15 protein-coding genes are annotated in these 24,565 nt (G+C 49.7%); 7 read left to right on the top strand and 8 right to left on the bottom strand.

Going from position 1 to position 24,565, the window contains the following annotated elements; all coding sequences use genetic code 11:
- Position 1: 1 nt before the first annotated feature.
- The 4 genes from OH31_RS08310 to OH31_RS08290 form a co-directional block, all read right to left on the bottom strand.
- Positions 2 to 2,977, bottom strand: a complete 2,976-nt coding sequence (locus tag OH31_RS08310) for an ATP-binding protein (protein ID WP_036298925.1) — start codon at positions 2,975 to 2,977, stop codon at positions 2 to 4.
- A 68-nt stretch (positions 2,978 to 3,045) separates the two neighbouring features.
- Entirely contained in the window at positions 3,046 to 4,146 is a 1,101-nt protein-coding gene (locus OH31_RS08305; RefSeq protein WP_081755145.1) for a DNA cytosine methyltransferase, read from the bottom strand.
- 208 nt (positions 4,147 to 4,354) lie between these two features.
- Positions 4,355 to 5,047 (bottom strand): NrdJb, encoded by a 693-nt coding sequence (locus tag OH31_RS08300; protein ID WP_024930362.1) that lies wholly within the window; start codon positions 5,045 to 5,047, stop codon positions 4,355 to 4,357.
- Between the two features lie 196 nt (positions 5,048 to 5,243).
- Positions 5,244 to 7,409, bottom strand: coding sequence for an adenosylcobalamin-dependent ribonucleoside-diphosphate reductase (locus tag OH31_RS08290; protein ID WP_024930361.1), 2,166 nt, complete (start codon positions 7,407 to 7,409; stop codon positions 5,244 to 5,246).
- 375 nt (positions 7,410 to 7,784) lie between these two features.
- Here OH31_RS08290 and waaA point away from each other — a divergent pair, with 375 nt between their 5' ends.
- A complete protein-coding gene (gene waaA, locus OH31_RS08285) occupies positions 7,785 to 9,056 on the top strand; it encodes a lipid IV(A) 3-deoxy-D-manno-octulosonic acid transferase (protein WP_024930360.1) in 1,272 nt (423 codons plus the stop codon).
- 732 nt (positions 9,057 to 9,788) lie between these two features.
- On the opposite strand, the gene metH is transcribed toward waaA, so the two are convergent.
- Together metH and OH31_RS08270 are read right to left on the bottom strand one after the other, a co-directional pair.
- Positions 9,789 to 13,595, bottom strand: coding sequence for a methionine synthase (gene metH, locus OH31_RS08275; protein WP_024930358.1), 3,807 nt, complete (start codon positions 13,593 to 13,595; stop codon positions 9,789 to 9,791).
- A gap of 82 nt (positions 13,596 to 13,677) precedes the next feature.
- The gene (locus tag OH31_RS08270; RefSeq protein WP_242402233.1) at positions 13,678 to 14,301 is read right to left on the bottom strand and encodes a DUF2490 domain-containing protein; all 624 of its coding nucleotides are present in this window, start codon (positions 14,299 to 14,301) and stop codon (positions 13,678 to 13,680) included.
- Between the two features lie 162 nt (positions 14,302 to 14,463).
- Here OH31_RS08270 and OH31_RS08265 point away from each other — a divergent pair, with 162 nt between their 5' ends.
- The 6 genes from OH31_RS08265 to OH31_RS08240 all read left to right on the top strand — a co-directional run bounded on the left by OH31_RS08265 (position 14,464) and on the right by OH31_RS08240 (position 22,835).
- The gene (locus OH31_RS08265) at positions 14,464 to 14,850 is read left to right on the top strand and encodes a CidA/LrgA family protein (protein WP_024930356.1); all 387 of its coding nucleotides are present in this window, start codon (positions 14,464 to 14,466) and stop codon (positions 14,848 to 14,850) included.
- Entirely contained in the window at positions 14,843 to 15,583 is a 741-nt protein-coding gene (locus OH31_RS08260; protein ID WP_019881027.1) for an LrgB family protein, read from the top strand. Before OH31_RS08265 ends, OH31_RS08260 begins: the two co-directional genes overlap by 8 nt.
- Before the next feature lie 948 nt (positions 15,584 to 16,531).
- Positions 16,532 to 16,873: a hypothetical protein gene (locus tag OH31_RS08255; RefSeq protein ID WP_024930355.1), complete on the top strand. Its 342-nt coding sequence runs from the start codon at positions 16,532 to 16,534 to the stop codon at positions 16,871 to 16,873.
- Positions 16,874 to 17,095: 222 nt separating this feature from the next.
- Positions 17,096 to 18,178 carry an efflux RND transporter periplasmic adaptor subunit gene (locus OH31_RS08250; protein ID WP_019881025.1) on the top strand — a complete coding sequence of 361 codons (1,083 nt, stop codon included), beginning with the start codon at positions 17,096 to 17,098 and terminating at the stop codon, positions 18,176 to 18,178.
- A gap of 18 nt (positions 18,179 to 18,196) precedes the next feature.
- The gene (locus OH31_RS08245) at positions 18,197 to 21,385 is read left to right on the top strand and encodes an efflux RND transporter permease subunit (protein ID WP_024930354.1); all 3,189 of its coding nucleotides are present in this window, start codon (positions 18,197 to 18,199) and stop codon (positions 21,383 to 21,385) included.
- A complete protein-coding gene (locus tag OH31_RS08240) occupies positions 21,375 to 22,835 on the top strand; it encodes a TolC family protein (protein WP_019881023.1) in 1,461 nt (486 codons plus the stop codon). The genes OH31_RS08245 and OH31_RS08240 overlap by 11 nt, the downstream gene beginning before the upstream one ends.
- Positions 22,836 to 22,881: 46 nt before the next feature.
- Here OH31_RS08240 and OH31_RS08235 read toward each other — a convergent pair whose 3' ends face one another.
- Positions 22,882 to 23,244, bottom strand: a complete 363-nt coding sequence (locus tag OH31_RS08235) for a DUF4186 domain-containing protein (RefSeq protein WP_024930353.1) — start codon at positions 23,242 to 23,244, stop codon at positions 22,882 to 22,884.
- Between the two features lie 5 nt (positions 23,245 to 23,249).
- Positions 23,250 to 24,482, bottom strand: coding sequence for an MFS transporter (locus OH31_RS08230; RefSeq protein ID WP_024930352.1), 1,233 nt, complete (start codon positions 24,480 to 24,482; stop codon positions 23,250 to 23,252).
- Between the last annotated feature and the right edge of the window lie 83 nt (positions 24,483 to 24,565).

Raw genomic sequence — 24,565 nt, 5'->3', positions numbered from 1 at the left:
ATTACTCCCCTTCGTCTAGATCTTCAACTTCAATTGAATTTTTATTTGTTGTAGTGATGAGAAATTGAGGGTTTTCCTCTTCACCCGATGTTAGCAACTTAAGATCGAAACCATCTCTATTTAAAGCTTCTCTGGAAATATAAAGACCCATTCCACGCCCGTTAGATTTTCTTGTAACTCCGAAATTAAAGATTTGATCCGCATCTCGATGAGCGATTCCAGGTCCATTATTCGAAACAATATATCCTTCATCCGTGGCGTCTAAATAAATTTCTTTATTATCGTTATTTGCATAATTTAGCCAATGGATTGCATTATCAACAAGATTTACGAAGACTGGTAGAATCGTAGATGGATATGCATTTACAGTGTGTGCTGAAAAGTTTAATGTTGTTATTAACTTGATTTCATGCCGATTTAAGCGATCCTCAAATACATCTACAAGATACCTCACTATTTCCTGACCGTTTAAATCTTTAGCTTTTCGATGAAGTCTACGATTAAGAGGGGTAAAAAACTCTAAGTAACTTTCTAAATGCTCAAAATTATGCCGAATGTCACTATAAAGAGGATTAAGCTCAGTGGTCCCCTCTGCCCAAGGTCTTAAATCTGATATGCAGGATTTAATGCGTTTTACTGTAGTAGAAAACTCATGTTGCACGACACCTAAAGCCATACCCACTTGAGCAAATTCGAAGTACCTATCCACCTGCTCTTTATATGACTCGCTTTTATTTTCTAGCGCGGCTAAAGTCTCACCACCTAACATATCTCCCTCTTGCAGTGATTGAGTTAGATCTTTCATTTGATCTCTTAATCCAGATAAGTAGCTTTCAGTTTCTTCTAAAGCTTGCTCAATACTGCCCTCCCAGCCAAGCTGTTTCTCATGAAGATCCTTCTCGGATAGCTCTGCCGTGCTGCTTCTTTCAAAATCAATTAAAACATTAGCAACACTAGTGTTTAGACTTTTTAATTTTCCAGTTAACACATCTTGCAACTCTGACTGAAAAAGACTCAGTTGATCATTTACTTCGCGTTTAAGTGCAGCTCCTTTTCTTTGAACAAGCTTTTTATCTAAATCCAATTGATGGGCAACTCTAACTCTACGATTCAGCCCAACATGGCTATCATTAATATGAGTAATTAATTCATCAAGCTCTTTTTCAAGAGGGCGAATTAATTCTTCATCCAATTTTATTTTGTTTTTCTGATATGAGTCCCAATCTGCTATTACATTACGACTCATACCAACACCTCGAGGTCGAGATAAGGTTATATCTGTTACAAGCGAGGAAATCTTTTCTTTAGCAAGGCTTTCTGTTTTAAGCAATTCATTAGCAGCCAGATTCGGATCTGCTATTTCTTTTATAGCTTCTAGTTCCTTATGAATTAGCTCACGAATAAAATTAGCCTCCCTTACAAACTCTCCTTTTTCTAACTTTGTAAAAAACTTGTTCAATGCGTCGCTGAAGCTTCTTTTACGTTCACTAACAAGCTTCTCTCGCTTTTTGAGTAGTTCGGCCTCACGTTTCAACTCGTTTTTAATATCAAAGAATTCACTATCAAGAGAAATATCGCGGAAAAAGTCTAAGACAAGTTGCTTGAGAAAATTTATTAAAATCTCCTTCATTTGTCTAAATGCAATATTCTCTCTAAAACCCTCTCTACCAGCTTTCTCAATTAGCAATGGGTTTTTATCGTGAGTAATTTCAATTGCACCGAATATTCTTCTATATGAAAAAAACGCGTCACTGGCGGATTTGGATCGTCGTCGCTCAATTTCTAAAAAATCTGAATCAGCTCTTCCGTACGGTAAAACCCTGACACCATCACGATATATGTATAAACCGCCAAACTTTGTCCCTTTTGCAAATAGCCCTCCATATTTATCTATAGGGACAAGAGACTCTTTTGGCTCTCCTTGTAAGTAGGCAAATCTAATTTTGAAAGGGCCACAAGCCGTTTTCATCCCATTTGAATTGGGCCAGTGAATAACATGACTTTTTTCAGGTTGATGATAAATAGATACTTTGCCTGTGAATTGACCGAACTCATCGAATGAGCCTTCAACATGCTGATCTGCTATATCAAATTCTTCTGGGGTGAAAAAAGTCTCACCTCCAATCATTTCATTTATAGCTCCATTTAGGAGATGATCTTTAAATGAAGTTCTCATCACAATCTGTGAACCGCCAAACATTGTGTTTGAGAAGCCTAGTAACATTTTTTGAATATTGGATGCTTCATCTTCACTTTCTGCATCAATATCGTTTTGCAGAATGGTATCTGTGGGAAGAATATAAAAGTGAGTGCCTGAACCATTAGTTAGAGATGGTCCAGCTAAATGATTAGCAATTATGTCGGGTGAGAAAGATAACTTATTTAAGTCATCATCAATAATCTGAGCATCTGAATCAGATACTTTTGTGCCTAATGCAGTCACATTAGTTTTTATTGATGCTTTTAAACTATTGATTGTTTCAATACTCGGTAACTGTCCGGCAGGAATGTCTAAAATTGGAATATCAATATCTGAAAGATCTATCCCAGGTATTTCAAACAACTTCCAATGGATCAGTGCAACCGTTAGATCTGAGAGGCCATTCTCTCGAAGAGCACGCGTCATTACTAATACTTGCCGCCCGATAGTTGCTATAGCTAAACGACCAATACCCTTCTCACCCATAGTAACTCTGCGAGTTTTACCGCGTGGTACGAAGCTAGTCTCAGTATTAGCATTTACTTTGCTCTCAGTTCCAAGAGTGAGCCATTTCGTTTCAAAATCATTTCTAGACATCCCGATTCCATCGTCTCGCAAGATGAATAACTCATCTTTCCGAAAGTAATCGACATCTACATTATCTGCATAGGCATCATGAGCATTTTTAAATAGCTCATGAATTGCTGTTGGAATCCCTGTGATCTGCTGCCTACCAAGCATGTCTACTGCTCTGGCCCGGACTTTCATTTTTGCCATTTATGTTCTCATGTAGATGTATTACACCGAACTACCTTAATTATTTTGATGTTCCTTAATTTGGCGGTCTAGCTTATATCTCCCTTTGCTAGGGATATCATATTTTTCATTAAAGGGGCTAATTGCGTTACTAAACCTAAAGGTACAGCGTTACCAATTTGACGTGCAATACTGCTTGAATTACCTGAAAATTTATACTTTAAAGGAAACCCTTGTAATAAAGCAGCTTCACGCAATGTAATAGCTCTATTCTGATCAGGGTGTACAAATCTACCTTTAGTCACATCTGTACAACCAGTAGTTAAAGTAGGGGCCACGTCATTCCACTTCATTCGCCCATAAACATCTGAATAGGTTTGCGTTTCACCCATTCTTTTATGACAGTCTAACTGTAAATGCTCAGGTAATGACGAGCGAGACCCCCCATCTTTAGGTATGTGTTGTAGTCTTTCAAGAACAATTGGCTTATGTTGCCTTGCTTTATGTAAAGCATCTTGCGAGTCCTGCTCTCCCGATTTAAGTACAGGTAATTTTCCAATCGCATCAAAAACAGTTGCCTTTATTCCTGGTGGAGTAAAACTATTAAACAGTTTGATTGCAGATTTGCTTTTTGACGCCATAACCACACAACGCTTTCTTCTTTGAGGTACGCCAAAATCTGCTGCATCAAATAATCGTACCCTGGTGAGTTTATACCCTATTGGACTTAATAGACGTTTCAACTTTCTGAACTCAGGACTGGAAGCCAAGCCTGGTACATTTTCAAAAAAAACAAGGTTAGGTGAAAATTCTGTTATGAATTTAACACTTTGTAATACAAGCTTCGATCTAGGGTCTTTGTTACGCTTTTGGTTTTGAAGACTAAACGGCTGACATGGTGCACAAACAACCAAAAGGCTTATATTTGGAATACGAGGAAGATCTTTTACTGACACTGCGCATATATCTGTTTCACGAAGATCCACTTCTTGGTGATTCAACCTATACGTTTTGCAAGCAGTAGCATCATTATCCAAAGCCACGGCGACCTGAAAACCTGCCTCTTTCAGAGCAGCAGTCACAGCCCCTGAACCGGAAAACAGATCAATAGTAATGAGCTCATCACTTTGATTTAGATTATTTTTATGCGGCGATTTGCTTACTTTGGCTTCCGAATCGCGAATACTCATATTCTGCCCCCACTGCATTCAGAGTGAGCTCATTATATATATTTTAACAATGAAATCAAAAATATTAGATGCTTATCTAATAAGTTGGATTAACTTAAATGGCAAACCTATATAAAACTACAGGCTCTCAATTTCAAGAAATATCTTTGCGAAATATATGGTTATAGCCGATGGTCACATCGTCATGCGCATCAAACGCTCATAAAACTCACCCGCACTTACTATCCCCACAATTCAAGCAGGTCATGCATCCGTCCATCAGAATGCTTGCTTTGGTATTACACTTTTTGCAAAGCTGAGCCCCTTTTGGGAAGCCTTCGTCGTTTGACTCCTCACCCGACTTGGCGTGTTTTTCCAGGTATTCCGCTTTTTTCTCTTCCACCAGTTTTTGCTGGTGTTCGTCTAAACCTGGCTTTTTCAGCATGCCGATTTCTTGCAGGTGTTTTTCTACTACTTCACCAATCTCGGCCACCAAACTAGGCACAAACTTGCCGCCTTTTTTGAAGTAACCACCTGAAGGTTCAAACACGCTTTTGAGTTCCTCAACCAAAAAGGTGACATCGCCACCTTTGCGGAACACGGCGGACATGACGCGGGTCAGCGCGACTATCCATTGGAAGTGCTCCATGTTTTTGGAGTTGATGAAGATCTCGAACGGACGCCGATGCTCTTGTGGCGTGCCTTCGTACATGATGACGTCGTTGATGGTGATGTAGAGCGCGTGCTCGGTCACCGGCGTTTTGATTTTGTAGGTGTTGCCCACCAGCATATCCGGGCGGCTCAATGGTTCGCCCATTTGGAAAATGTTACTGGCAGGCGCTGGAGCGGCCTCGGCTGCTTTTTTGTCTTCATCGGTCACCAGTTTGTAGGCGGTGATTTTTTTGTCGATTTTGATTGCCATGTTGTTCTCCCTATTGGAGTGCTCAAATTTTTAATAAATTCAATTATCTAAACGCGATTCTAAAATTTTAGATGGTTGCCGTCGCGAGCGAAGCCAGTGCCAGGCGAAAAGCGGTTTTAAACCGGAGTGTACAAATAGTACATGAGGATTTAAAACTGCTTTTTAACGCCGCAATGGCGAGCGCAGCAGGCAAACACTAAAATTTTCCGTAATAGCCTTCTTTAAAGGCATCAAAGAGGTTGGCCGCCGTATGGATTTCTCCGTCGTACTCAATCTCTTCATTACCTTTGGCTTCAATCTCGGTGCCATCTTCCAGCGTGAATTTGTAAGTGGTGCTTTCGAGGTCTTTCTCGGTCACCAATACACCTTGGAATGCCTCTGGGTTGAAACGGAAAGTCGTACAACCTTTCAGGCCTTTGTCATACGCGTAGAGGTAGATATTTTTGAAATCCTCAAAGTCGTAATCGGTCGGCACGTTAATGGTTTTGGAGATTGAGCTATCAATCCATTTTTGTGCGGCGGCCTGAATATCGACGTGCGCTTTGGCCATGATGGTGGACGAATCCAGGAAGTAATCCGGCAATTGCTCTTCTGGCTTGTCACTGAACGGCATGGCGTTCGCATTCACCAGTTCACGGTAAGCCAGCAGCTCATAGCTGAATACGTCAACTTTCTCTTTCGACTTTTTGCCTTCACGGATCACGTTACGGGCATAGTGGTGGGCAAAGCTAGGCTCGATGCCGTTGCTGGCGTTGTTAGCCAAGCTCAGAGAGATGGTGCCGGTTGGTGCGATAGAGCTATGGTGGGTAAAGCGCACACCTTTGCTGGCGATCTGGTTACGTAGGCCTTCCGGGAACTGCTGCATGTAGCGGCTGTATTTACCCAGCAGCACTTTGCCAGCCAGCTTTTGGCCGACCTTGATGCCATCGGCGGCCATTTCAGGGCGCACGCGCAGCATGTCGGCAGTGACTTCAAATTTCTCGTCCATAATCGGTGCCGGGCCTTTTTCTTCAGCCAGTTGCACGCCGACTTCCCAGCCCACTTCGGCCATGATGCGGGTGACTTCTTCAGTGAATTTCACTGAGTCTTCTTCACCATATTTCATTTTCAGCATGGTCAGTGTTGAGCCCAGGCCCAGGTAACCCATGCCGTGACGGCGTTTGCGGGCGATTTCCTGGCGTTGTTGCTCCAATGGCAGACCATTGATTTCCACCACGTTATCCAGCATACGGGTAAATACGCCGACCACTTCGCGGTATTCGTCCCAGTCAAAATGCGCGTCGTCAGTGAATGGCTGGCGTACAAACTTGGTCAGGTTAACCGAACCCAACAGGCAGGCGCCGTAAGGTGGCAATGGCTGCTCGCCACATGGGTTGGTGGCGCGGATGTTTTCGCAGAACCAGTTGTTGTTCATCTCGTTGACGCGATCGATCAGGATAAAGCCAGGCTCGGCAAAGTCGTAGGTGGAAGACATGATCACGTCCCACAGACGGCGCGCCTTGATGGTTTTGTAGATGCGGCAAGCGACTTTACCGGCCTCAGGGCCTTCGGTTTTGGTCAGGTATTTGCCTTTGATCGGCCAGTCACGCCACACGACTTGTGACTCGTCGTTGACGTTGAGACCATCAATAATGGCTTCTTTCTCGGTGACCGGGAAGGCCAAACGCCATTCATCATCGGCTTTGACGGCTTCCATAAATTCTTTGGTAATCAGGCAGCTTAAGTTGAACTGGCGCAGACGGCCATTTTCACGCTTGGCTTTGATAAAGTCAGTTACGTCCGGATGGCTGATATCAAAGGTGGCCATTTGGGCGCCACGACGGCCACCGGCAGAAGACACGGTGAAACACATTTTGTCGTAGATATCCATAAACGACAGTGGGCCGGAAGTGTAGGCACCGGCACCGGCGACAAATGCGCCTTTTGGACGCAATGTAGAAAACTCGTAACCAATACCGCAACCGGCTTTCAGCGTCAGGCCAGCTTCGTGTACTTTGCCCAGAATGTCGTCCATGCTGTCTTCGACTACGCCAGACACGGTGCAGTTAATGGTAGAAGTGGCTGGTTTGTGCTCTTGTGCACCGGCGTTAGAGGTAATGCGGCCGGCCGGAATCGCGCCACGGCGCAACGCCCACAGGAATCTTTCGTGCCATTCGGCTTTTTTGGCTTCAGTGGTCTCGACGTCAGCCAGCGCACGCGCCACGCGGCTGTAAGAATCGTCCATATCCAGGTCTACATGCTCGCCAGATTTGGTTTTCAGGCGGTATTTTTTATCCCAGATATCAAGTGAGACAGGCTGCACCGGAATCTCGGCCGCGACCTCTTCTGAATGGACTTTCTTTTGTTCAACTGCTTTCAGCATCGAGCTCTCCCACCTTTGGCGATTCTTATTAATTGATAACGCGCTGTGAACCGGAAAAACCCCTGCGGCTGACAACGCGTTGGCACGAAGATTGGCTTGAAACAAGCGTTTGCACGCTTATATTGCCGCACGCTATGGATTGAGATGCGGCTTCAACCAAACACAACATCTTGTGTTGCTGGCAGTAATTTATGCCTATACTTTGTTGACGTCAATCGATTTTTTACGCCTTTTTTTGGTGCGTATTGCTTGCATTCTTGCAATCACTTTAAGCACAAGGCCTCAGGCATAGGTGAGTCATCACTCTCGTGTTTTGCATGCATTTGATTGGTGCGTGCAGGCGAGATGTCAGCGCAAATATGCGAGAATAACGCCATGCCAAGATTCGTCTATACCCTGCTCATGTTCGCGGTAGCCGCCCTGCTGCCGCTCAAGCTACTCTGGCGCGGCCTCAAGCAACCCGAATACCGCCAGCATGTGGGCGAACGCTATGGCTTTTACACGCAAACCGTCAACGCACCGCTGATTTGGGTGCATTGTGTTTCTGTGGGTGAAACACGTGCGACACAGCCGCTGATTCATGCGCTGCTGGCACATTACCCGCAACACCAATTACTGATGACCCACGGCACCCCCACCGGCCGTGAGACGGGTCGCCAGTTATTTGACCAGGAGATCGCCTGTGGCCGCGTACTGCAAGCTTACTTGCCAGTCGACACACCAGGCGCGGCCAAACGCTTCCTGACCTACTTCAAGCCTTCATTAGGCCTATTAATGGAAACCGAGTTATGGTTCCATGCCATCGACCAGGCCACACGTTTGAATATTCCCATGGCGCTACTGAGTGCGCGCCTCTCACCCAAGTCGGCCGCTGGCTACGCAAGACTCGGCAGCCTCACGCGCCGTGGCCTGCAACAACTATCACTGGTCGCCGCACAAACCGCCGCTGATGCCGAACGCCTGCAAACACTGGGTGCAAAACATCCGGTCATTTGTGGCAATTTAAAATTTGACGTCACCCCGTCAGAAGACAGCGCGGCCAAAGGTGCCGCATTGCGCCAGCTATTGGGTAAAGATCGCACCGTCTTCATGGCTGCCAGCACGCGTGAGGGCGAAGAATCATTGATACTCAATGCCGTACAAGGCACCGATGTACTCACCCTGCTGGTGCCGCGCCACCCGCAACGTTTTGCCGAAGTCGAATCGCTGCTCAAGGCACGCGGTCTACGCTATGTATTGCGTACGGAGCTAGTGCAGCCCTTGAATAACGATGTACAGGTGGTGCTGGGCAATAGTATGGGTGAAATGTATACCTATTACGCGGCGAGTGATTTCGCGGTGATGGGTGGCAGCTTGCAGCCGCTGGGCGGACAGAACCTGATTGAAGCAGCGGCCATGGGTGTACCAACGATATTGGGGCCGAATATGTTTAATTTTGCGCAAGTGACGCAGGCGGCGGTCGCGGCGAATGCGGCAGTGCAATTAAGTGATGTAGCTGAGCTACATGGCATGATTGCCACGCTGGCGGCAGATAAGATGAAAGTGACGACCATGGCGCAGGCAGCGAAGGGGTTTACGTTGCAGCATAGAGGGACAACGCAGAGATTGATGGTAGCAATAGATCAATTGCTACCGAGTGTTCACTAATCGATTGCAATCACACCTAATATCAATAGATTTATTTCGCCTCTAGGCAAGTCACTTTCTGGTGCTTGCCCCTCAGAAAGTAACCAAAGAAGAGGGCACCCAGCCATCACGGCCTTCGGCTTCCTTGCGTTGCTCAAATTAGGACTTTCGTCCGTTGCTTTGCCGGACTTAGGCATAAGCGGTCACGAAACTCAACCTGGCAGCTCACAAAACCCGTGAGCTGCTGCGGGATTCGGACAGTCTCTCCCTCTCCTCTTATTTTGTCTCCGCTACTCAGCGTGATGGAATGGGATTTATCTCACCAAACTGACATTGTCGAAATCTGAACGACTCAAAAACCGGATTCTTTTATTAAGCCCTCTAAACGATGGCGCTCACCTGGTGTTGGGGGCCCCCATCTGCCGCGCCGAGCAACGCAGGGTTGGCGGGAGTTTTCGGCCATCGGCTGTCCGAGCTCAGCAACAAGCCACGTTCTGTGTGGCTTGTCAGGGCGAGTTTCGATGGACGCCCGGCAAACCGAGTAGCACAGGAAACAAGCGGAAGTTGGGGTGCACTTTCTTTTGGTTACTTGTTCTTTGTGCAAGCAAAGAAAAGTAACTCGCCGAAAAGGCGAAAAGCTAACTCCCAATCAACCCGCCAACCCTACATCTAAAGAATAACCTTCCCCAACTATCCAAAAAAACAAAAAAGGCGCACCTCTCAGCACGCCCTTCTCGCTCAACCACAAACCCATTACCCAAGGTTAGGCGCTAACCACCGCTCCAGCCAATCCTTATCCACATTGCGCCGTTTCGCCATATCCTCCAGCTGGTCATTGCCTATTTTATCCACACTGAAATACCTGGATTCAGGATGCGCAAAATAGAACCCACTCACCGCGGCGGCCGGTAGCATGGCGTAACTGTCGGTCAGCAGCATGTCGATTTCGGTGGCTTGTAGCACCTTGAACATATCCTCCTTGACCGTGTGATCCGGGCAGGCCGGGTAGCCAGGTGCCGGGCGGATGCCTTGATATTGTTCTTTAATCAACGCTTCTTTGTCTAAGGCTTCACTTGCGGCATATCCCCATAGGTCTTGCCGCACGCGTTCATGCATGTATTCGGCAAAGGCTTCGGCCAGGCGATCGGCCAGCGATTTGAACATGATGGCGTTGTAGTCATCATGATTCTTTTCGAAGTCCGCCAGGCGTTTTTCCATGCCCAAACCCGCCGTCACAGCGAACAGGCCGATGTAATCGTCTATAGTTTCATTTCTTGATGGCCCTTTAGGCGCGATAAAATCCGCCAGGCACTGGTTGGGACGAGCTACGCCGTCGATGACTGGTTTTTGTGTTTGCTGGCGCATACCGTACCAGGTCAGCGCAACCTGGCTGCGGGATTCGTCGGTATAAATTTCAATATCATCACTGTTGACCTGATTAGCAGGGTACAAAGCGATTACACCATTAGCACTTAACCAGCGGCCATCGATGATGCGCTTAAGCATAACCTGCGCCTCAGCAAACACCTTGGTCGCCGCTTCTCCGACAATCTCGTCTTTCAAAATGGCAGGGTAAAAACCGGCCAGATCCCAGGTCTGGAAGAACGGGCCCCAGTCGATATATTGTGCGATCAATGCCAGGTCGATATTTTTGAAGACGCGGCGGCCAATAAATTTGGGCTTCACCGGCGCCTTGGCGCCTGTAAATTCGACTTTGGCCGCATTGGCGCGTGCATCGGCCAGGCTTAACATCGGCACGCCTTTTTTATTGGCATGCTGGTGGCGCGCTTTTTCGTAATCAGCCTGGATCTCGGCTAAATAGGCACCACGCGTTTCCGGCGTCAGCAGGTTTTGCATGACACTGACTGAGCGCGACGCATCCGGCACATAAATGACCGGGCCTTCATAATTAGGCGCAATCTTCACTGCGGTATGCGCGCGTGAAGTCGTTGCGCCGCCAATCAGTAACGGCGTCTGGTTTTCGACAAAATGCGGGTCGCGCTGCATTTCTTTGGCGATATAGGCCATTTCTTCCAGTGACGGTGTAATCAGGCCGCTCAAGCCAATGATATCGGCATTTTCGGCTTTAGCCATGGCCAGGATTTCAGCGGCGGGCACCATCACGCCCATATTCACCACTTCGAAGTTGTTGCACTGCAACACGACGGAGACGATGTTTTTGCCGATATCGTGCACATCGCCTTTGACGGTAGCAATCACCACCTTGCCTTTAGGTTTGGCAACCAACCCAGTACGGCGCTCTTCAGCGGCTTTTTCTTCCTCGATAAACGGAATCAAATGCGCCACGGCAGACTTCATCACACGTGCAGACTTCACCACTTGTGGCAGGAACATCTTGCCCTGGCCGAACAGGTCACCGACCACATTCATGCCATCCATCAGCGGACCTTCAATGACGTGAATGGGGCGACCACCCTTATTCATAATGTCCTGGCGCACTTCTTCAGTGTCGGCAACGATAAAGTCGGTAATGCCATGCACCAGCGCATATTCCAGGCGCTTGCTCGCAGGCACAGGTTGCTCTGGCGTGCCACGCCAGGCCAGTGTGGCTTCCTGCTTTTTGCCGCCAGCTACCAGCGTACCGGCGATCTCGATCATGCGTTCGGTCGCGGCCAGCGGATTATCCGGGTCAACCACCCGGTTCAGTACAACATCTTCGACGCGCTCACGCAACTCGGCCGGAATATCGTCATAGACGCCGACCATGCCGGCATTGACAATACCCATGGTCATGCCCGCCTGGATAGCGTGGTAAAGGAACACGGTATGGATGGCTTCACGCGCGGGTTCGTTACCACGGAAGCTGAAACTGACGTTGGACACACCGCCGGAAATGCGGGCGTAAGGTAAATTCTGCTTGATCCAGCGCGTGGCTTCGATAAAGTCCACCGCATAGTTGTTATGCTCTTCAATGCCCGTCGCCACAGCAAAGATATTCGGGTCGAAGATAATGTCTTCTGGCGGGAAACCCGTGCTGACCAACAAATCGTAAGCACGTTTGCAAATCTCAGTTTTGCGCGCATAAGTATCGGCCTGACCGGTTTCATCAAACGCCATCACCACTACCGCGGCGCCATAGCGCTGGCACAATTTTGCCTGGCGCAAAAATTCAGTTTCGCCTTCTTTCATCGAAATCGAGTTGACGATGGCTTTGCCCTGCACACATTTGAGGCCTGCCTCAATCACCGCCCACTTGGAGGAGTCGATCATGATAGGCACGCGCGCAATATCAGGCTCTGAAGCGACCAGGTTGAGGAAGTGCGTCATGGCCTTGACCGCATCCAGCATGCCTTCGTCCATGTTGATATCGATCACTTGCGCGCCGTTTTCCACCTGCTGGCGTGCCACACTGAGCGCTTCTTCGTATTGCTCGTTGATGATCATGCGCGCAAACGCTTTGGAGCCGGTGACGTTGGTCCGCTCGCCGACGTTGACGTATAGCGAGCTTTCATCAATGATAAATGGCTCTAAGCCAGACAGTTTGGTCGTGATCGGCAGGCTAGGCACCTGACGCGGCGGCAAAGCTTTAATCGCGTTGTAAATCGCGTTGATATGGTCTGGCGTCGTGCCGCAGCAACCACCAGCAATATTGATAAAGCCGCTGTCAGCAAACTCTTTGACCAGGCTGGAAGTCACATCAGGCGTTTCATCAAAGCCGGTATCAGACATCGGGTTAGGCAAACCGGCATTGGGGTAGATGCAAACAAAGGTATCGGCGACTTTGCTCAGCTCTTCAGCGTAAGGGCGCATCAGTGTCGCGCCCAGCGCACAGTTCAGGCCTACGGTCAGCGGTTTCACATGACGTACCGAGTGCCAGAAGGCGGTCACGGTTTGGCCTGACAAGATACGGCCAGAAGCATCGGTCACTGTGCCGGAAATCATGATCGGCCAGGTCTTGCCCTGCTCATCGAAAAAGGTCTCAATCGCAAACAACGCCGCTTTACAGTTGAGCGTATCGAAAATGGTTTCCACCATCAGGATATCGGCGCCACCGTCGACCAGGCCGCGGATTTGCTCCAGATAAGAAGTCACCAGCTGGTCAAAACTGACATTACGTGCGGCAGGGTCATTCACATCCGGTGAAATAGACGCCGTTTTCGGCGTGGGGCCTAATGCGCCCGCGACGAAACGCGGTTTGTCCGGTGTGCTGTATTTGACGCAGGCAGCCTTGGCTAACTTGGCGGATTCGACGTTCATCTCGTACACCAGATGCGCCATATGGTAATCGTCTTGCGCGACGCTGGTGGCACCAAAGGTGTTGGTTTCGATGATGTCGGCCCCGGCAGCCAGGTATTTTTCGTGGATTTCCTGGATGACCTGTGGCTGTGTCAGCGTCAGCAGCTCGTTGTTGCCTTTAACGAACAACTCGCGCTCGCCCGGCGGGCCTTGAAAGTCTTTGAAGCGCGCCCCGCGATAATCAGCCTCGGTCAGCTTGTATTGCTGAATCATGGTGCCCATTGCGCCATCCAGAATCAGGATGCGCTTGGAAAGCGCGTCACGTAACCATTGTTCAGTGGCGGAGATGGGCAGTTGCGGCATGCGTATCAACTTGAAAACAAAAGCGATATTTTATCACAAGGCGCCACGCAGCCCGGCAAACGATGCCGGGGCAACGCAGGTACTAGAAGTTAAAACGTACCGTAGTCATCAGCACATGATTTTCGCGATCAACGCTGCGCGTGTTGATGTACTGATGCAGGTAGCCCGTTTCGAGATTGGAGAAATCACTGAACTTCCAGTTGGCACCGATAAACAAGCGGTTTTGATCGATGCCACGGTACGCACCCCACTCAGTCTGGTTCAGGTTAATAAACAATTCGTCAAACATCACCAGCGATAATTTGGGATGCACTGGCAAGGGCGTGCTTGCGCGCACCATCTGCCGCAAGCGATGACCAACATCCTGGAAGTCTTCACGCCGCCGCTGCTCAAAGCGCGTGCGGCTGGTGAAAGTCACATTGGCGACAGCATCAAACTGATACTGAAACTGCTCCCATAGCCGGTTTTCGCGCTGCGACGACTGGCTGGGCGGATGGCTGATAATGGTGTCGTAGCCTAACCAGACACTGGCCTTGGGATTGAACTTGTAAAACACCGATGGCCGCAGGATCAATTGGTCAAAATGTTGGCCTTCGTTGCGCCAGCGCGGATGCGTATCCATGCTCCAGTAAAAGTTTTCTGCCGGTAATTTGCCCTGGGTATAAATACTCAACCAGTAACGGCCATCTTCTTCGGTGTCGGCCATGGCTTGTGGCAGCCCACATACCGCGAGTATGAAAAAAACACGGTGCAAAAAAATATAGTCGAATCGGAAAAATGACATTAACATCGCGGCATTCTATGTATCAATAATTCCAGGCATCAACATGAGCGGTAGTCCGCTTGCCTGGGCATCTGAGGGGACTGCATGATATCAGGTTTGGTTCAACTCTTTTTGTGGCAAGGCCTGGGTGAGCTGCTGAGTAAATTCTTTTTACCCGGCATTCCAGGCCCTGTGCTTGGCTTGTTGTTGCTATTGACATTCTTATGCTTAAGAAAACAAGTCGATAGCGACCTGGCGCTGGTCGCTGACAGCTTTCGCCAGCATCTGGGCTTGCTGTTTGTGCCGGCATCGGTCGGCGTATTGCTGTTTTTACCAGAGTTGCAAACGCATGCGCTGGCGGTGAGCACTGCATTATTGGTCAGCGTCATTCTCACCATTGCCGTCACCGCCCTGGTGCTTAAAGTGTTCTGGTACTTTTCGCTCAGGCGCAATAAACACATCACGATGAATAAGGGACATCGCCATGAATAAGCGCATCCCGATTTCCGAAATATGGGTCTATCTTTCTGGTGACCCGCTGTTTGCGTTGATTATTACATTGGCTACTTACCAGTTAGGTTACCTGCTGTATGTGCGCGCCAAGCGGCATCCACTGGTCAACCCGGTGGCGATTTCGGTCATTCTGACCTGCCTGGCCATCGCGTTAATGGACATGCCGTATGAAAAGTATTTTGAAGGCGCCCAGTTTGTACATTTCTTACTGGGCACGGCGACAGTCGCGCTGGCAGTGCCGATTTACAACGGCTTCAAGCGCATGCAGGGCAAGATTTTTCATATTTGGGTGGCCCTGACCGTCGGCAGCACCGTCTCGATCGCCAGTGCTGTGGCTATCGCCAAATGGATGGGGGCATCAGATAACATTGTCGGCAGCATGTATGCCAAATCCGTCACGGCACCGATTGCCATGGGCATTGCCGAACGGCTGAGTGTGTCACCGACACTGACCGCCGTGTTTACCGTCATTACCGGCATGCTAGGCGCGATTCTGGCGCCCTACATCCTCAACGCAGTCAAAGTGCATCAATGGTGGATACGCGGCACGGCCATTGGCGTCGGCGCGCATGGCCTAGGCATTACACGCGCATTTAGCGTCAATGAAGAAGCCGGGGTATTTGCCAGCATGGCCATGGGGCTCAATGGTGTGATTAGCGCGATAGGTTTGCCCATCGTGTTAACTTATCTGCGACCGCATCTGGGGTTTTAGCCATGCTGGAACTCAATCTGTATTAAATAGCTTTTAGCTGCTAATAAAACATTCTTTTCGCCTTTAGGCGAGTCACTTTCTGATGCTTGCCCCTCAGAAAGTAACCAAAGAAGAGGGCACCCAGCCATCACGGCCTTCGGCTCCCTTGCGTTGCTCAACAAAATAAGCGGTCACGAAACTCAACCTGGCAGCTCACACAAAACGTGAGCTGCTGCGGGATTCGGACAGTCGCTCCCTCTACTCTTATTTTGTCTCCGCTACTCAGCGTGATGGAATGGGATTTATCTCGCCAAACTCACAGCGTAACAATTTGAACGATTCAAAAAACAGATTGGTTTGTTAAGGGCAATAATGGTGGCGCTCATTAGGTGTTCGGGGTCCCCATCTGCCGCGCCGAGCAACGCAGGGTTGGCGGGAGTTCTCGGCCATCGGCTGTTCGAGTTCCGCAACAAGCCACGTCTTATGTGGCTTGTCAGGGCGAGTTTCGATGGACGCCCGACAAACCGAGTAGCACAGGAATTAAGCGGAAGTTGGGGTGTCTTGTTCTTTGCCTTCTTTCTTATGGACAAGCATAAGAAAGAACGGTCGCCGGAAAGGCGAAATAGATCGATCATAGAATAGGCAAGCAAAGAAAAGTAACTCGCCGAAAAGGCGAAAAAGTAAGTGATCATCTCCAAAACAGCGCAAACGTACGCACTAACTTGGTGCACTCAAAACTGACAACCAGCTTACAAACACCGCTTTTCTTCGAACTACGCTTGATTGCGTCTTGTCATTCGCTATGTAAAAGCGTTTAATGTAAGCAATGTAAAGAGCATTTACGATAATACATTTTAGACTTTATCGATGTTGACCGATCAGCTATCTAATTTGAATAAATACCGCGCCTAAGGCGATATAACGCACATACCACTACAGAATTGACATTTTATTTCCGTTAACTGACTTATGCATAAACATCTGAATACCGCCGCGTTGCAGCTCAGACTGTGGGTCGTCACAGTGCTGTTGGCTGTGCTCGGCTTTGCATTGGTTGCGGAGTTCTCTGACCACTCCAGCTACAGCGACGACACCGTGCGTGTGCGTGTGGCCGAAGTCGTTGAATATTCTGGTGATGGTGAAACGCCGTTCTCTTCCCTCATTCCTTTAATTTCACCTCCCACAAGCATGACGATTGCTTGCGTGATTCTGTTTGCGTTGCTGGCTCTGCCTCGCCGCCGCGTGACCCCACGCCCGGTGTTTGTTCGTCACCTGCACTCGCGCGCACCACCCAGCCATCCCCAGGTGTAATCCGCGTTTGCGCCCCTGCTCAACGCCGCTGATCGCCCCCTTCCCCTCGTTGTTACCAGCACTCCCTTAAGCGTCCACCCAGGACGGAGCCTAGGCTAGCGGTTGTGGTTTGCAGCAAGAAAGGATAGTCTGACGATCAAGACAGGCCCCCTGCAGCCAGGCATCCGCCAACCACCTGTTTTTGCAAGTATTTCTCTTCATTTTTTAAGATAAGAACACACTATGATTAAACAGAACTTAATCGTTTTAGGCTTGCTTGGCTCCCTGCTCAGCGCTTGTCATCAGGAAGAGGCGCACGAAGAAGCGCCACCGAAACTCGAAGTCACTACCCCATGGCACAAAGACACCATGATCACCAAGGAATATGTCTGCCAGATTCATGCGATTCAGCATATTGAATTGCGGGCACTGGAGCGCGGCTATTTGCAGGACGTCTATGCCGGTGAAGGCCAGGTCATCAAACAGGGCCAGCCCATGTTCAAAATCATGCCTAACGTCTACCAGGTCGATTTGCTGAAAGCACAGGCTGAGGCCAAAACTGTGCAAATCGAATATGAAAACACCAAGGCGCTGGCCGAGAAAAACATTGTCTCGCAAAATGAGCTGGCACTGGGTAAAGCTAAATTGGACAAAGCCAATGCCGAAGTGCAGCTGGCACAAACCCACCTGAATTTTACCAATATCAATGCACCGTTTACCGGCATCATGGACCATTTGCTGGTGCGAAAAGGCAGCTTGCTGGATGAAGGTGACTTGCTGACCACGCTGTCTGACAACAGCCGCATGTGGGTTTATTTCAACGTGCCAGAAGCAGAATACCTGGACTTCAAGATTCACCAGAAAAATGAAAAAGGTGTGCCGGTGAAATTGCGCATGGCCAATGGCGCCTTGTTTGACCAGGCCGGTGCGATTGAAACCGTGGAAGCCGACTTTGATAACAAAACCGGCAACATCGAGTTCAGGGCAGATTTTCCTAACCCGCATAGTTTGTTGCGCCACGGCGAGACCGGCACCATTTTGCTGGAAGTGCCTTACCCGAATGCGATGCTGATCCCGCAAAAAGCGACCTTTGAAGTGCTGGATAAGACCTTTGTGTATGTGGTCAACAAAGACCATAAGATCGAACAGCGCATGATTCAAATCGCCGCCGAACTACCCCATTTGTTTATCGTGAAATCCGGCCTCAAGGACACAGACACTGTGTTGCTGGAAGGTTTACGCCGCGTCAGAAACGGACAAAAAATCGACACCGATTACAAAGCACCTGAAAAAGTCGTTCCTGAGCTGGAACTGTACGCAGAATAACCTTAAGGTGAAAAAAACATGTTAAACATCTTCCTCAGACGACCGGTGATGGCGATTGTGCTATCGCTGGTGATGGTTTTCCTCGGCTTTCTGTCGATTAAAACCCTGCCAATTTCGCAGTTTCCGGAAATTGCCCCGCCACGCGTGATTGTGACGCTGGCATTCCCAGGCTCCAGCGCGGACGTGCTGGTGCAGTCTTCCCTGATTTCTATCGAGCGCGCCATCAACGGGGTGCCGGGCATGAAATACATTGTGTCTGACGCCACCAGTGCCGGTGAAGCGACGATACAGGTGATTTTTGACCTCGGCGTAGACCCGAACGCGGCCATGGTGCTGGTAAAAACCAGGCTGGACCAGGTCATGAGCAAGCTACCGCCCCTGGTGCAGTTAGAGGGGGTGATCGTCAATACCGTACAGCCGAGCATGCTGATGTATGTGAACTTGTACAGTAAAGATAAAAATGCCGACGAGAAATTCCTGTTTAACTACGTCAACGTCAGCGTGATTCCTGAAATTCAGCGTGTCCACGGTATCGCCCAGGCCCAGAACTTGGGTAGCCGCCAGTTTGCGATGCGTATCTGGCTCAACCCTGAGCGCATGCGGGCTTACAAGATCTCATCCAAAGACGTGATGGATGCGATTAGCAGCCAGAGCGTGATTGGCCGCCCAGGTCGTTTGGGCCAGAGCTCGGGCATTTACGCGCAATCCAAAGAGTATGTACTGGTTTACAAAGGCCGCTACAACAAGCCTGAAGAGTACGGCAACATTATTATTCGCGCCGATTCCAACGGCGAAATCCTGCACCTCAGAGACATTGCCAAGATTGAGTTAGGCAGTGAGTTTTTTGATATTTACTCCAACAAAGACGGCTACCCTTCTGCCGCGATTGTGCTCAAGCAAAACTATGGCACCAACGCCAGCGAAGTGATTGCTGACGTGAAAACCAAAATGGAAGAGCTGAAACAAAGCTTCCCGGCTGGCATGGATTATGAAATCAATTACGACGTTTCCAAGTTCCTTGACGCCTCGATTGAGAAAGTGATTCACACGTTGGCAGAGGCCTTTGTACTGGTAGCGCTGGTGGTGTTTATTTTCCTTGGCGACTGGCGCTCGACGCTGATCCCGACACTGGCGGTACCTATTTCGCTGATTGGTGCCTTCTTTGTCATGAAGGCATTTGGGCTCAGTATTAACCTGGTCACGCTGTTCGCCCTGGTACTCGCCATTGGTGTGGTGGTGGATGACGCCATCGTGGTGGTGGAAGCCGTGCATGCCAAAATGGCCTCTGACCATGTCGGCCCCTACAAAGCAGTGCAACGCGTGCTGGGTGAAATCGGCGGCGCCATTGTGGCCATTACATTATTGATGACCTCGGTATTTATCCCGATCACCTTTATGCCAGGCCCGGTCGGCGTGTTTTACCGCCAGTTCGCCATTACCATGGCCTCTTCAATCGTGTTGTCCGGTATCGTGGCGCTGACATTAACGCCAGTACTGTGCGCCATGATCCTCAAAGACACGCACGGCCAGCCTAAACGCAAAACACCCATCTCGGTGTTTTTGGATGGCTTTAACTGGGTGTTTGAAAAGGTCACCGGCCGGTATACCAACTTCCTGGAAAAAGTCGTCACCCTGCGTACCGTGACCTTTGTCGTGCTGGCGCTGTTCTCGGCCGGTATTTTCTATGTCGACAAAATCCTGCCTGCCGGGTTTATCCCAGGTGAAGACCAGGGCATGATTTACGCCATTATCCAGACACCTCCGGGCTCAACACTGGAAACCACCAACAAGGTCGCGCGTCATTTGCAAATGCTGGCCAAGCAAGTGGAAGGCGTGGAATCCGTCTCCTCACTGGCGGGTTATGAAGTGTTGACTGAGGGGCGTGGCTCCAACGCGGGTACGTGTATTATCAACCTCAAGGACTGGTCTGAGCGTAAACAGTCAGTAAAACAGATCATCGAAGAGCTGGAAGAAAAAACCAAAAACTTCGGTGCGGTGGTGGAATACTTCCAACCGCCTGCAGTGCCTGGTTATGGTGCGGCTTCTGGTCTGTCACTGCGCTTGCTGGATAAAACCACCAGCGCGGACTACTACGTATTTGACAAGATCAACAAGGAGTTCATGCAGAACCTGGGCAAGCGCAAAGAGTTGACTGGCTTGTTCACGTTCTATGCGGCCAACTATCCGCAATATGAGTTGATTATCGACAACCAGTTGGCGATGCAGAAGAAAGTATCGATCGAAGATGCCATGAACAACCTGGACATCCTGATCGGTAGTACTTACGAGCAAGGCTTTATCCGCTTTAATAACTTCTTCAAGGTGTATACCCAGGCCGGGCCTGAGTTCCGCCGTTACCCCAGTGACGTGCTGAACTACTTTGTGAAAAACGAAGAGGGTGAAATGGTGCCCTACTCCGCCTTCATGACCATGAAGAAACGCCAGGGCCCTAACGAGATCACCCGTTACAACCTGTACAACTCAGCGGCGATCCGCGCTGAACCGGCACCGGGTTACACCACAGAATCGGCCATCAATGCAGTGAAAGAAGTCGCACGTACTACGCTGCCGAAAGGCTACGACATTGCCTGGGAAGGCCTGTCTTACGACGAAGAGAAACGTGGCAATGAAGCGCTGATGATCTTTATCGTGGTGCTGGTGTTTGTCTACATGGTCTTGGCCGCGCAGTACGAAAGCTTTATTTTGCCATTTGCGGTCATTCTGTCCTTGCCTGCAGGTATTTTTGGCTCGCTGTTCCTGCTCAAGATACTGGGGCTAGCCAACGACATTTACGCGCAAGTTGGCCTGATTATGCTGATTGGTCTGCTAGGTAAAAACGCCGTGTTGATTGTGGAATTTGCCGTGCAGAAACATGGCCAGGGCATGTCTATCCGCGATGCAGCAATTGAAGGCGCCAAAACCCGTTTCCGTCCTATCCTGATGACCTCCTTTGCCTTTATTGCAGGTCTGATTCCGCTGGTGATCGCCACGGGTGCAGGCGCAGTGGGCAACCGTACCATTGGTACCTCAGCCATGGGCGGCATGCTGTTCGGCACCATCTTCGGTGTGATTGTGATTCCAGGCTTGTACTATATTTTTGGTACCCTGGCTGATCGTAAATCACTGATCCGCAAAGAAGAGACCGAGCCTCTGACCGAGACCTACAAATACAACTCCCATCAGGATGATGATGACGATGAAGAATAAGCATTTAACCTGGATGGTCGCTGGTGCAGTGTCGTTGATGCTGCAATCTTGCGCCATCCCATTTATCACCAGCAAGCAGGCTGATACCAATCTGCCAACGCAATACCAGGAGACGGCTGCCCCAGCTGGCAATAGTGCCAGCGTCAAATGGCAGGACTTTTTTGATGACCAGAACCTGGTGGCGTTGATTGATACGGCCGTAAACAACAACAAGGAAATTCATATCATGGCGCAACGGATCACCGTGGCGCAGAATGAAATTCAGGCCCGTAAGGGTGAATATTTGCCATTTGTCGGCATCGGCGCCAGCGCCGATAAAGAGAAAGTCGGCAAGTACACCCGTAACGGCGCCGTTGAAGAAAACCTGGATATCAAGGAAGGCCGCTCCAACCCCAGATTCCTCGGCAACTACCAGTTCGGCCTGGTCGCCTCCTGGGAGCTGGACGTGTGGAAAAAACTGCGCAATGCCACCAAAGTGGCGGTCATGGAGTATATGGCCACCATTGAAGGCAAAAACTTTCTGGTCACCAACCTGGTGGCCGAAGTGGCCCATGCTTACTATGAGCTGATCGCGCTGGATAATGAACTGGACACGCTGGATACAAACATCAAAATTCAGCAAAACGCGCTCGAAGTGGTGAAGCAGTTGCAACAATATGCGCGCGCCAACTCACTGGCAGTGAAACGGTTTGAGGCCGAGGTAGAAAAAAACCAGAGCCGCCAGTATGTGCTGAAACAGAGCATTGTCGAAACCGAAAACCGCATCAACTATCTGCTGGGGAGAACACCGCAACCGATCAAACGTGCATCAGCAAACTTTATGGCCATGCAGAACAAGGTGATGCAAACCGGTGTGCCTTCAGAATTATTGGCCAACCGCCCGGATATTCGCCAGGCCGAGCTGGAGCTGTCAGCAGCCAAGTTGAATATTGATGTGGCCAAAGCCAATTTCTACCCATCGTTCTCGATCCGGGCAGGCTTGGGCTTCCAGGCGTTTGATCCTAAATACCTGCTCAATATTCCAGCCTCGGTCATGGCCTCATTCGGTGGCGAGCTGGTCGCGCCGCTGATCAACCGGAATGCCATTGAAGCGCAATACAAGAGCGCCAATGCCGTGCAGATCCAGGCGGCCTATGACTACGAGCAAAAGATTATCAATGCTTATATGGAAGTGGCTAACCAGATTGCCAATATCGACAATCTGGATAAAAACTACCAGCTGAAAAACAAGCAAGTGGAAGCATTGACGCAATCCATTGACGTGGCCAACCAGCTGTTTAAAGCCGCACGTGCTGACTATATGGAAGTGTTGCTGACGCAACGGGATGCGCTGGATGCCAAAATGGAGCTGATTGAGACCAAGCAGCAGCAAGTAGCCGCCGTAGTCGACTTGTACCGCTCGCTGGGCGGTGGCTGGCAAACTGCGGAAACAACGGCAACCAAGCAATAAGTTTTATTCACGCTGCCAAAGGGAGAAGCGCCGTCGGCCTTCTCCCTTATTTTTTGCCCTCAGCCAAGCTGATCAACCAGTGCTCAATCACCACAACCACATACGCCTGTTCTTCTAACGTCAGCGCCCGGCCCTCAGGAATACGGTGCCATTTACTCAAACAGCCACGGCAACAGGTCGCCGTGGCATGCTGCGCCACAAACACCGGGTGACCACGCATTGGCGTTTGCTGGCCGTCATTGGCCACCACTGCGGGCGCCAGCCTGTCAGCGATAAAGCTTTCAGCATGATCCAGTATCGCAGGCAGGCCCTTTTGCTGCAAATAGTGCAGGTCTTTTGCGTTTAAGCGGAAACCGGTACGAAAGGTAGAGCGTTGCAGGGCTTGAAACAACGACTCCAGATCGCGCATGGGGTTTAATGCAGATGAGAAAGATGCAGGTCGCGTAATTTAGGCGCCTTGATAGCGGTCACGCCAACCACGGCAATGGTCATGCAGCCGCCGAATATCACTGACGGCACCAAGCCCATTAACCTGGCGGTGAGGCCGGATTCAAACGCCCCCAGCTCATTGGATGAGCCAATAAAAATACCGTTAATCGCTGACACACGGCCACGCATATTATCCGGCGTGGCCAGTTGCAGAATGGTTTGCCGCAAGATCACGGACACCGCATCCATCATGCCGGAAATCGCTAAAATTACAATCGCCAGCCAGTAGGTATTGCACAGCCCAAAGGCAATCATACATACACCAAACCCGGCCACCGCCAGCAATAACCAGCGGCCGCTATGCTCATGAATCGGATGTTTTGCCAGCCAGACGCCCGTCACAATCGCTCCGAGGGCAGGCGCCGCACGCAACACGCCCAGTCCTTCCGGGCCCATCTGGTAAACATCATGCACAAATGCAGGCAACATGGCGACCGTACCACCAAACAACACCGCAAACATATCCAGCAATTGCGCGCCTAATACCACCTGTGTGCGCCGTACAAAACGCAAGCCTTCGCCTATGCTGGCAAACACGTTCATGGGCTCATGATTGTGATGCTCTTGCACGCGTAATGTGGTTGCCGCAACAGCCGCCGCCAGCGCCAGTATGGCTGACAAGCCATACGCAATCGATTTATCGGCAAAGCCAATGAGCAGACCACCGATGGCTGGCCCGACAATCAAGCCAATCTGGAACATGGAGCTGCCAATGCCGGAGGCTTTGGCAATGGACGCACGCGGAATAATCAGGGCGAATAAGGTGTTGTAGCTGGGTGAAATCAAGGCCCGGGCAAAACCGGTGAGGGCCACCGTCGCGTAAATCCACCACTCGGTATGCTGTGGATGATGCTGTGCAATCAACACCAGCAAACCTGCGTTCACCGATAAGAATAAAGCCGAAACCACGGCAAAACCACGCCGCGAAAAATAATGATCCACCGCATGCCCGGCAAACAGGGCGCTACCCATATAAGGGATGACTTCAGCGAGACCGATCAGGCCAAGCGACCAGGGGTCATGGGTGATTTCATAAATATGCCAGCCGATGGCAACCATCATCATTTGGTACGACAGCACCATAAAAATACGATAGGTCAGCAACTTTGGGAACGCATAGCCCTGATGGGCAAGAATCTGACGAACGGATAAAGACATGGCCACTATTATACGCTATCCCCATCAGCCGCCTGTGCATTGGCGTCTTGCGGCAGAATCCCCTAAAATAGCCGGGCGGGTGC

Origin of the sequence: Methylophilus sp. OH31, from assembly GCF_000576615.1 — a bacterium.
In the GTDB taxonomy this organism is placed as follows: domain Bacteria; phylum Pseudomonadota; class Gammaproteobacteria; order Burkholderiales; family Methylophilaceae; genus Methylophilus.
Note: the sequence above shows the minus strand (reverse complement) of the source record. Positions and strands in the feature narration are given on the sequence as shown.